The 11,180-nt window shown below is 34.1% G+C and carries 12 protein-coding genes and 1 pseudogene; 3 read left to right on the forward strand and 10 right to left on the reverse strand.

Annotated elements, in window-relative coordinates; all coding sequences use genetic code 11:
* The 3 genes and pseudogenes from A194_RS0110435 to A194_RS0110450 all read right to left on the reverse strand — a co-directional run.
* Positions 1–1,290 (reverse strand): acyl-CoA carboxylase subunit beta (locus A194_RS0110435; protein WP_017186794.1); only part of this gene is annotated, 1,290 nt, incomplete at its 3' end.
* A gap of 11 nt (positions 1,291–1,301) precedes the next feature.
* Positions 1,302–2,100: pseudogene (mce, locus tag A194_RS20795) on the reverse strand (methylmalonyl-CoA epimerase).
* A 20-nt stretch (positions 2,101–2,120) separates the two neighbouring features.
* Positions 2,121–3,779, reverse strand: a complete 1,659-nt coding sequence (locus A194_RS0110450) for an acyl-CoA mutase large subunit family protein (RefSeq protein WP_017186795.1) — start codon at positions 3,777–3,779, stop codon at positions 2,121–2,123.
* A 146-nt stretch (positions 3,780–3,925) separates the two neighbouring features.
* Here A194_RS0110450 and prli42 point away from each other — a divergent pair, with 146 nt between their 5' ends.
* The 3 genes from prli42 (at position 3,926) to A194_RS0110465 (ending at position 5,637) form a co-directional block, all read left to right on the forward strand.
* On the forward strand, positions 3,926–4,066 hold the full coding sequence (prli42, locus tag A194_RS20300) for a stressosome-associated protein Prli42 (protein ID WP_017186796.1): 141 nt from the start codon (positions 3,926–3,928) through the stop codon (positions 4,064–4,066).
* Positions 4,067–4,466: 400 nt separating this feature from the next.
* Positions 4,467–4,964 carry a DUF4825 domain-containing protein gene (locus tag A194_RS0110460; protein ID WP_237718760.1) on the forward strand — a complete coding sequence of 166 codons (498 nt, stop codon included), beginning with the start codon at positions 4,467–4,469 and terminating at the stop codon, positions 4,962–4,964.
* A gap of 181 nt (positions 4,965–5,145) precedes the next feature.
* Positions 5,146–5,637, forward strand: coding sequence for an efflux RND transporter permease subunit (locus A194_RS0110465; protein WP_017186798.1), 492 nt, complete (start codon positions 5,146–5,148; stop codon positions 5,635–5,637).
* 150 nt (positions 5,638–5,787) lie between these two features.
* Here A194_RS0110465 and A194_RS0110470 read toward each other — a convergent pair whose 3' ends face one another.
* The 7 genes from A194_RS0110470 to A194_RS0110505 form a co-directional block, all read right to left on the reverse strand.
* Positions 5,788–6,465 (reverse strand): VOC family protein, encoded by a 678-nt coding sequence (locus tag A194_RS0110470; RefSeq protein ID WP_017186799.1) that lies wholly within the window; start codon positions 6,463–6,465, stop codon positions 5,788–5,790.
* An 85-nt stretch (positions 6,466–6,550) separates the two neighbouring features.
* Positions 6,551–7,255, reverse strand: coding sequence for a class I SAM-dependent methyltransferase (locus A194_RS0110475; RefSeq protein WP_017186800.1), 705 nt, complete (start codon positions 7,253–7,255; stop codon positions 6,551–6,553).
* A gap of 191 nt (positions 7,256–7,446) precedes the next feature.
* Entirely contained in the window at positions 7,447–7,842 is a 396-nt protein-coding gene (locus A194_RS0110480) for a GNAT family N-acetyltransferase (RefSeq protein ID WP_017186801.1), read from the reverse strand.
* A 327-nt stretch (positions 7,843–8,169) separates the two neighbouring features.
* A complete protein-coding gene (locus A194_RS0110490; protein WP_017186803.1) occupies positions 8,170–9,144 on the reverse strand; it encodes an HD domain-containing protein in 975 nt (324 codons plus the stop codon).
* A 144-nt stretch (positions 9,145–9,288) separates the two neighbouring features.
* A complete protein-coding gene (locus tag A194_RS0110495; RefSeq protein ID WP_017186804.1) occupies positions 9,289–10,209 on the reverse strand; it encodes an aminoglycoside phosphotransferase family protein in 921 nt (306 codons plus the stop codon).
* A gap of 150 nt (positions 10,210–10,359) precedes the next feature.
* The gene (locus A194_RS0110500; protein WP_017186805.1) at positions 10,360–10,911 is read right to left on the reverse strand and encodes a P-loop NTPase family protein; all 552 of its coding nucleotides are present in this window, start codon (positions 10,909–10,911) and stop codon (positions 10,360–10,362) included.
* Between the two features lie 21 nt (positions 10,912–10,932).
* Positions 10,933–11,180, reverse strand: a 248-nt coding sequence (locus A194_RS0110505) for an HAD hydrolase-like protein (RefSeq protein WP_017186806.1), incomplete at its 5' end; no start/stop codon positions are given.

Genomic DNA, 11,180 nt, shown 5'->3' on the forward strand with positions numbered 1-11,180 from the left:
CTTGGCAGTCTCAGCATTTGGCCAGGCAAACACTAAGTCAGCCCCAATCGATTTACTATTTAATGCAACATATGCTCCACCGTATGCTTTTCGAGTAATGACCGTCATTTTCGGGACTGTTGCTTCAGAATAAGCATATAAAATTTTAGCACCGTGGCGAATAATACCACCATGCTCTTGTTTAACACCTGGGAAAAATCCAGTAACATCTTCAAAAGTAATAATTGGTATATTAAATGAATCACACGTACGAATGAATCGAGATGCTTTATCACTTGAATCGATATCAAGACCACCTGCTAAATGTTTCGGCTGATTACACACTAATCCAATCGTCTCACCGTCAATTGTTGCAAAACCAACAACAACATTTTTAGCAAATTCAGGCTGGATTTCAAAGAATGATTCATGATCCACGACTTCATTAATAACTGTGCGAACATCATACGGTCGAATCGCATCAAATGGTATTATATCAGCTAAGTCAGGACGAAAATCTTCTTCTTTCTCGAGTTTTTGTACAGGCGTTTTCTCTTGACTATTTTGTGGCAAGTAGCTAATTAATTGCTTAACTTGGTCTAATGCTTCTTCTTCATTTTTAGCTTTTAAGTGGGCATTACCGCTTTTCGAGTTATGTACGTCTGCCCCACCTAAATCTTCAGAAGAGATCTTTTCACCCGTAACCGTTTCGATTACTTTTGGCCCAGTAATAAACATTTGTGATGTTTCTTCTACCATAATAACAAAGTCTGTAATAGCTGGTGAATAAACAGCACCACCTGCACAAGGTCCCATTATAACAGAGATTTGTGGGATCACACCAGAATAGACTGAGTTACGATAAAAAACGTGACCATAGCCATCTAATGAAGCAACACCCTCTTGAATACGTGCACCACCTGAATCGTTTAAGCCGATAAAAGGTGTGCCATTTTTCGCAGCTAAGTCCATAACAGCTGCGATCTTCTTACCGTGCATTTCTCCTAGTGCTCCACCATAAACGGTGAAATCTTGAGCAAATAAGTAAATTGAACGACCATTTACTGTACCATAGCCTGTTACGACACCTTCACCTGGCACCTCTTTTCCATCCATACCAAAGTCTGTTACACGGTGTTCGATAAAAGGATTTAACTCTACAAATGATCCTTCATCTAATAAGTAATTAATTCGATCACGAGCTGTCATCTTTCCTTTATCTCGTTGCTTTTGAATCTTCTTGTCTCCGCCGCCTAATTCAACTTTTCGACGCTTATCATATAATTCATTAATTTTATCGAAAATATCCATAGTTAAGCCTCCTACTTTTGTTGACATAGTTCAAATAATACACCGTTTGCTGCCTTTGGATGTAAAAATGCGATTTGACTGTCATGTGCTCCAACTTTCGGTTGTTCGTGAATTAACGGTACGCCTTGTTCTTTTAAAGTGTTTAAACGTTCATCAATATCATTTACATCTAAAGCGATATGATGAATGCCTTCACCTTTCTTCTCGATATATCTAGCGATCGGTGATTGAGCGTTAAGAGGTTCTAATAGTTCGATAGCACTTTCGCCAATTTTTAAGAAGGCAACTTTAACATGTTCTGATTTTACTTCTTCAACTCCTTTAAACTCAAGCCCTAGTTGGTCTCGGTAAAAAGGTAAAGTCTCATCAATACTTGATACCGCAATTCCGATATGTGCGATTTTATTCATTTGAATCACCACTTACACAAGATTTAATAAAGTCAACAGTCTCAGTTGTTGGTGTACCTGGTGTGAAGATTTTCTGCAAGCCTTGCTCTAATAAATAATCAATGTCTTCATCTGGAATAACCCCACCACCAATAACTGGGATATCCTCTGCACCTTTTTCTTTTAACGCTTCAACGACTTTTGGAAACAAAGTTTTATGACCACCTGAAAGTGATGATAACCCAACAACATCAACATCTTCTTGAATCGCAGCTTGCGCAATTTGTGCTGGTGATTGTCTTAGCCCAGTATAAATAACTTCCATTCCGTGATCACGTAAAGCTTGAGCGATGACTAACGCACCACGATCGTGACCATCTAATCCTGGTTTGGCAATTAGTACTCTAATTTTCCGTTCCATACTGACATTCTCCCTTCCTTTTACATCCCTGTATACTCACCGAATTCATCGCGTAGTACGTGACAGATTTCTCCGACTGTAGCGTACGATTTTACACAGTCTAAAATATAAGGCATTAAGTTCTCATCTGATTTTTGTGCTGCTTGTTTTAATTTGCTTAATTGTTCATCTACTTGAGATTGATCACGTATTTGGCGTATATTTTTCACTTGGTTTACTTGAGTTTGTTCTAATTGTTCATCCACTCTTAATAAATCTTCATGGACTTCTTCTTCAATTTTAAATTCATTCATACCGACGATAATTTCTTCTTGTGACTCGATCTTTTTCTGCGTCTCGTAAGCAGTTTGATGGATTTCACGTTGCATATACCCTTCTTCAACGGCTTGAACGGCACCGCCCATCTCTTCAATCCGATCTAAATACTCCATAACTTCCTTTTCGACCTCATCAGTCATCTTTTCAACGTAATAAGAACCTGCAAGTGGATCTACAGTATCAGCAACGCCGCTTTCATGAGCAATAATTTGTTGTGTACGTAATGCAATACGAGCCGACTCTTCTGTCGGTAAAGCTAACGCTTCATCTCTTGAGTTCGTATGCAAGCTTTGAGTACCACCTAGTACAGCTGATAATGCTTGGAGTGCCACTCGAACAATATTGTTATCTGGCTGTTGCGCTGTCAGTGTTGAACCACCTGTTTGTGTATGGAAACGTAAACGCCAGCTTTTTTCATTTTGCGCTTGATACTTTTCTTTCATCATTTTTGCCCAAATACGTCTAGCTGCTCTAAATTTAGCCGCTTCTTCAAAGAAATTGTTATGTGCATTAAAGAAAAAGGCTAATCTAGGTGCAAATTGATCGACTGCTAAACCGCTTTCAATTGCAGCATCAACATAAGCCATGCCATTTGCAAGGGTGAATGCCACTTCTTGAACAGCTGTTGAACCCGCTTCTCTAATGTGGTAGCCAGAAATACTAATCGTATTAAACTTCGGCACTTCATTTGCACAATACTCGAATATATTCGTAATTAACCGCATTGACGGTTTGGGTGGATAAATATATGTTCCTCTTGCAATATACTCTTTTAAAATATCATTTTGAATCGTACCGGTCACTTTCTCTTTCGGTACACCTTGTTTTTCTGCTACAGCTATGTACATACATAATAATACAGAAGCAGGTGCATTAATCGTCATTGATGTACTAACTTGATCAAGAGGAATCCCTTCTAAAAGCGTTTCCATATCTTCTAATGAATCAATAGCAACACCAACTTTACCGACCTCACCTTCAGACATCGGGTCATCAGAATCATAGCCAATTTGTGTTGGCAAATCAAAAGCTACTGATAAACCAGTCTGACCTTGTTCTAACAAATAACGAAAACGTTTGTTCGTCTCTTCAGCTGAACCAAACCCTGCATATTGTCTCATCGTCCAAAAACGGTTGCGGTACATTGAAGGCTGAATACCTCGAGTGAATGGATATTGGCCTGGAAAACCAATCTTTTCACTATATTTTTCATCGACTTGATCTTCTTTTGGATAATATAGTGGATCAATTTCTATATCAGATTTGTTTACAAATTGTTCTTTTCTCTCTGGAAAGCGTTCATTCGTTTTTTTAACTTGATTCTTCCATTCATTTAATTGTTCATTAAAACGTTCTGTCATTATGTAACCTCTCCCTTCTAACCCCATTTTACAGTTGTAAGAAAAATTCGTCATCTACTTTTATTGTAAAGCAAAGTTTTGTCTTGTCCAATGCTTGTTTTTCTTTTACAATGAGATTAGCGGATTAATTTAAGGGAGGAATCATTGTGTCTAACAACAAAAAGCCTCGTGCTCCTTATGCTTCATCTCGTAGAAAGAAAAAGACATGGACGACGATCGTGATCTATTTAATGATTATTGCCATGCTGTTAAGCTCTCTAATGATGGGTCTAAGCATGTTTGTATAAACAGAGTTATAAAGCATAGCCTTATTCAAGTAACGGGTTCGGTTTAAGAGCACAAAACACAAAATAACGAACCTTTTAGCAATCCAACTAGCATATAAATTGGATTGCTTATTTTGTTGATTTAACAATGTTTATAAACAAAAAGAAGGCAAAATGGCACCCTATTTAGCATGTTTTGCTAGGTGACATAAATTCCTGTCAATCGCAGAATTCGGTTGTTAAAAACGCTGATAATTACTGTGTTTGTTTATCTGATAAAATCTAAAGGAATTAATTATTTATGTTAAAATCAAAATACTTGAATGCGATGTGCTGTACTTAAACTAACTGGCAGAATAATTACAGAAAGTGTTTTGATTTTTATGTTATATTTCTATAATGGATATTTATAAAGGGGGAAATGAAGTTGAGACAAATGATTAAATTCTTGTTGTTTTCACTATTGGTAATGTTCTTTTTAAGTGGTTGTAATTCAAATTCAAATAATACTGATGTTGATTTATTTCAATATAAAGGTTCATATGTAGGTGATAACAGTGCAATAGTTAATTCTGTTATTCATTTACAAGGGGCAAAACATTTTAGTGGATTAGAACTTAAAACTAAAGAAGAACCATATGGGATCATTGTAAACTATGATTGGATAGAATCAGAATTAAATGACAAAGAAACAGCTATTAACAATGCCTCATATCTTTTTTCTTTGATACAAAATGTGGACTGGGTAACCTTTAATTTTGAAATGGTTGATGGTATGGAAGAGTATAAAATTACGAGGGAAAATCTACAAGAATGGTATGGAATAAATTTGAGTGAAATTGAAAACGAAGATAAACTAAAAGAACTAATACAAGAATCGTTAGAAGATGATAAGAAGGTAAACCAGATTTTAAATTAATGGGTGCTTTAGTTGAATATGACAATACAAAGAAACGCTCTGAGATTTTTCATCTCTGAGCGTTTTTATGTGCTGATTAAAATGTGATTATGTTAGTCAATTCAGCTTTTAAATCTAATGTGATTTTACCTACTAATTGTAATTTTGTACTTCAAAACCGAACTCGTTATTATTCAAGGCTATGCTTTTTATTTTAACTTATAGTTTTATAACGCTGTCAAAAGGGGTATTACTCGTTTATTTATTAATTGCATTTCAGTTCAACTCACTAACAATGCCATTTCTTATTTTAATATCTGTCTATTTAGCGATTGCAGGAGCTATATTAGGGTTATTCGTCACTCAAACGCCAATTAGCTTCTTAGCTATTACCGGCATGGTCTCACTAACAGGTATAGTGGTAAGGAATTCATTAGTATTAGTCGATTTCATTGAACAATCAATCAAATCAAACTCTACCATTAATGAAGCCGTTGTTAAGTCAGTTGAAGCTCGACTTAGACCAATAGGACTAACAACAATTACATCGATTATCGCACTAACACCTGTTGCCATAAGTGGTGATGTATTATTCCAACCACTCGCAATCACGATCATTTCCGGGATTGCTTTCTCAACTGTATTAACGCTATTACTTGTACCTGTACTCTACATGTTGTTTAAAAGAGTATAAATGACTTTTGAGAGTAACTTCAATAAGGGGCTTAGAATTTTTCTAAGTCCCTTTATTACGCCAGTTCTTCAACTAACGCCCGTTAATACCATAACAAGACCCAAGGGCTAAAGAAACCATTAAGGTACTTCCTTTCTCATCAAAACACCTTTACGCTGTTGTACTTAACTCACCGTTCGTATTAACATCTATTTTACTATTATTAGATAACGTGATTGAAAGTGGGAAGGTATTAGAAAGTTTTTCTGAGAAAATCCACCTTCTTCCAGGTTGATTCAAAATGATAAATACGCCTGTCTTTCTATCCCCCATAAAATTAAGAGTTTGTTCATTTATGACTTCATTATCCCGTTCAGTTACACCAACTTTGTTTAGAGCGTCCGCTGCACTGAATACATCATTGACTGTCACACCTATTTCACTTATATTTAGAACACTCTTTATTGAGAATGGTTTGTCTTGGTCTGTTTTCATTGAATGCCTAGAAATAAACTCAACCACATTACCAGATGGGTCATCAAAGTATAAAGCGTGGGCAGGTAAATGAGAAAAATCAACCTCATCTTGTCCATCTTCTAAATTTAAACTAACTCTCTCCTTTATCCATGTTTTTGCTTCAATAAATTTATTTGAAGGAATATTGATGGCAAAATGGTAGTAAGGGATTTTTGTTACTCCATTTGAAGTAAATTCTAATTCGCTACTACCAACAGCAAACCTAAAACTGTCATCGTTTTCCTCTATCAAAATAAATCCTAATTGCTTAATATAAAAATCTTTCATTTCAGTTAATTTTGCTGTCTGTAATGTCATTGTTTTAATTTCCATATAAAGTTCCCCCTTTCAAAATAATTATTTACTAATTTAAATATTGAACTTTCTTTTTAAGTGATCTTGCCCCGTTAGTGAAATATCATTTCTTTCCTACAACGAAAGTGATAGCATTTGTTTTTAATAATACATCTCTTTCATTACGAATAATCTTATATTCGAGTGGCTTTACTAACTGATTAACTACTTCCCAACCATCATAAATATTACTTAGTTTATTCATCATGTCTTCCGTTTTTATATTTACTTCCATCATTGCGTCTAATTTCTCATTTGTATCAATATCAATTTCTTCTACTTCTGAATTAACAATGATACAGTTTATTCCTCCATCTTTTGTTCCAAATGCCATTTGTCGAATTACATTTTCAAATACACATTCTGATTCAACATGCTCTAATGTTGATACAGCAACAATAAAATCAAATTCACTTTTCGGAATAACGTAACTTCCTATATCCGCTTTTTTTGTTTCAATTACTTCTTCTACTCCGTACTCACTGCTATACAGTTCTAACTTATCTAATGCAGAATCCAATAAATCTACACAAAACACTTTTCCATTTTTCGTTTTTATATCTTGTGCAATTGGGATACTATTTCTACCCACTCCTGAACCTAAATCAAGCACTTTAATATTAGTTTTCCCCTCCAACATTGATAGTAAATCCATTACTGTTTTAACGGGTTTATATAGCCATGAGCCTTCTTCGAATAATTTGTAGTTTTCGTAACAAAAATCATGGTATTTCTTTTCTTCATTACGGATAAATTCAACTCTATTCATCTAATACACCCCCTACCATTTAACTTCTTTTGAATTTCATAACCTTATCCTTATTGAACTATTCTGCTCCGTTAGTTTAATATCTTCTACACTAATGTTAACATAATATTCCAATAATTGTATCAATAAAAAAAGACGACCAATTTACTTGATCGTCTTGTTAAATTCTTGCCCCAATAGTTTAAAAACAATTAATTTAATGATTGCCAAACTGCTCCTGAGCCAGGTGTAAAACCACATTTTTCATAGAAGCTTGCTTTATTTTCTTCATATGTAACTGTTACAATTTCTAATCCAAAAAATTCTGATGCCCTTAATAATTCTTTGACCAGCTCAATGCCTATCCCTTGCCCTTGATAATCAGGATGAACGATTACATCTTCCATATAACCATGTTCTAAGCCCATTCCACACACATAACCGAAAGCTATAAGCTTTTGATTTTCGTTCCTTACTCCTGCCCAGAAATTACAACGTTCGAATAATCTCGGATAATCTTCCTCACGCCTATTCCAGCTAACAAGTTCTCTTAATTCTGGTACTTCGTTATTTGATATTGGTGTGTTTAGAATTACTTCATATCCCAATTAACAACTCTCCCTTAAGTGCGCATTATAAAATAAAAGAGAATAAAATGAACGTACTTGAACTGTTGGCCCCGTTTGTTTAAGTACACTGTTTCACAATTAAAATAAATTTTGGATTAGAACCTTTATTCCTTCATATATAGCTATTCCTACAACTACCCCAAAAACCATTGTGATAAAGTTCATAGATTTCTTTTTCATAAAAACACCCCCCCCTTTATAACTTAATGCGGTTAACATCAGTTTTGTTTCAATTGTAATTATTAAATTCTTTTATAATTACAGCAACCTGCTTTAATTGTGAAAGAAGTGGCTGATCATATTGAACTATTGAGTAGTTATAAGAACTTCTAAATCAAATGATAAACCTTGCAAATCCTCCAAAATGTTCCTTGCTTCTATACTTTGTTCTGTTATTGCCCTTCCCTGATACATAGGTACTTTACTATATACCTTCCTAATTCCAATCGAATAACCCTTTCCATTTTTGGGGTTGTTAATTCTAATTTTATCTGGAGAAAAGAGTAAAGTATTTATTATCTCCTTGGCTTCAACTGATGGGGATGCTTTTAACATTGAAATTACATCTGAGTCCGTTAATTTAACAAATTCATCTTTGTTAACTGTATCTACAGTCCAGTGGAGTTTTATTGACTCTGCTAATAATCTGTCTACGGCAATCATTTGTGGCGATAGGAATAGCTTATGGTCTGACAATATTAGTTTTAATAGATAATGTCCTGTCTCAATATCAGTTACTATCCCTTTAGAATTACATCTAATCTTATGTAATAAATCTTTAGGAAGAGTTTCTATCATACCCGCCATATATGTGTCTCTAAAGAAACTATCAAGATGGTCAATTCCTAAAATATTACCCTTCCCTGTAATAACAGAAGGCTCATTTAAGATTTGGATAATTTTATAAGGGCTAATATTATGTTGTTGCAATATAGATGATATTTCATCTTCTAAAATATAATGCTCAGTTAATTGATGGTGGTTAAAGTTTAAGGTGTTTTCTACTGCATGTGAAAATGGTAAATGTCCAATATCATGTAGCAATGCTGCTACCCGTAACTCGATATCTTCCGGGAAATAAAGTGCAGTTAGTTTCCATACACCTACTGTATGTTCAAATCTACTATGCACAACTGGTGATACTAATGAACCAGCACCGAAATGCGCTAAATGTTTCAGCCTTCTAAGTGGTTTACTTTGAACTAATTTTATTTCCAATTTATTAGGTTGTATGTATGGATAAAGTGGTTCTGAAAATAGTCTTGCTTCTTTTTCCTGCAATGAACTTCCTCCTAAAAAATTAAAATTGAATCTTCAACTAAACTGATCCGTTAGTTGAAGAGCAATCATCCTTATTGAACAATCGTCCCCGTTAGCTCAATAATTGAGTATTAACTATATTAGTTGAGTCTCTTTTTAAACTTCTTACTCCAGGTTATAGTCTACACTATCTATCATTATAGACATTAAGCTTTTAAACAATCTTTGTTGAGACGGATTTTGCCAGTCCTCTTCGTACTCAGCCATCAGCCACATTACTTCATCAAGAAAGACATGCTTTATCGCCTTTTCCCAAAATACTTTTTCTATTTCAGTTAAAGAAATATATTCTTTATATCCTGATAAAAATAATTTCCATTCATTTATTGTAAAAATCCGGTCTGCGGCTTCTTCATGCTCATTATGAAAAAGCAGTAATGCCAATGCCAGATCAAATATTCTTGGTATCCATGTCGCATTATCTGGATCAATTAGAAACGGTTTCGGGATTAATACCAAGTTATTTGCTTTATAATCATGAGGAGTAGCAACAAGTGGTAATCCCGCATGTTGAAGTTCTTCCTGAATTGCAACACTTTTTAATAGCTTTGCTTTTAATCCTGGGTCTATTTCGACTTGAGCTTTATCCGCATGTTGTATAATAGCTTCCATACTCTCTTCTACTTCTTTTTGATTAAAGTCATAAACATCATATTCAAGAAGATTAAAGGTATTAGAAATAGGAGAAAAACTATGAATTTGGCCTAATAAATTCCCAGCTTCATAGATTTCTCTATCATCCCCTGTGTATTTCTTACCTTCTATAAACGGGTAGACTACAAAATTTGTATCTTCATATTTTTGCGGGTTATCAACATGTAACTTTACAGGTGTTACGACATTTATCCCTCTATCTTTTAGCATAGTAGTATAAGCAATTACATTATCCGCTCTTGTTTGCGTACGTTTTACAACAACATCATCATTACCATGTCTTACTCGATATACTGGTGAAAATGGATAAATACTCTTAGGCTCCTCTTTAACTTCAAAACCAAACATTTTTATAATTTCTTTTCCATCCATTATTTTTAATCCCCTTTATTCTGAAGCACTTAACTCATTATCTCTCTTATATATCGCTTCCCTTAATGACAATTATAATTGATGCATGCTCTACATCTAATCCTTAGTACATCATACCTTATTGAACTAAATTGCTTCATTAGTTGATCATCACAATCTAAAATTCTTATTTGACCCTTGCTGCCCGTTAGATGAAATTTTTTTAATTTGATTTGTGTTAGTAATAATCTCTATCTTATCTTTATGTATAACATACTTATTAAAGAAATTTGCTTTTCCTATCTTTTCAAAGTATCGGTTCCATTTAAACATTTTTAAAAATATTTCAAATGTTGGTTTATAGTTTGATTTTTCTAATCGAAGTTTTTGTTTCAGAAACCTCTTTATTATTCGGTATGTTCTTATTGAATATTTGGTATCTAAAAAAATAATTAAGTCTGCACTATGAAAACAATTACTTACCCAATCCTCATTATGTACCCCTTCAATTATCCAACTTTCAGATTGTATTATACTATTTAAATATTCTTCTCTTTCTTGTTCTGTTCTTCTTATATCTCCAGATTTATTCCTTATCCAAACTACATTATCTAATTCGTAATAAGGCATTTCTAACATTGAAGATAATTCATTTGCTAAAGTTGTTTTACCACTTCCAACAGAGCCTATAATATGTATCTTTTTTGGTATCTCCTTTTTCAAAAAATCACCTAAATGCCTTTGTTATTTACTCAATACTAATCGATTGAATTCTTCTACTGTTTCAAAGTAGTATTTTGATTCCAATTCCATCTGTTGCTTAATTTCAGGAATGACGTGTGACCAGCCAGCAGCGGCAAAATCCACATTACAACTTTTCGCCATATCCAACCCAGGTTTTAGGTCATCCAACATTAGCGCTTCAGTTTCTTGAAGATTAAAGCGTTTTAAAATTTCCTTAATAGGATATAGATGTGGTTTTCTCTGCTTCT

The organism is Alkalibacillus haloalkaliphilus C5 (genome assembly GCF_000269905.1).
In the GTDB taxonomy this organism is placed as follows: Bacteria; Bacillota; Bacilli; order Bacillales; family Alkalibacillaceae; genus Alkalibacillus; species Alkalibacillus haloalkaliphilus_A.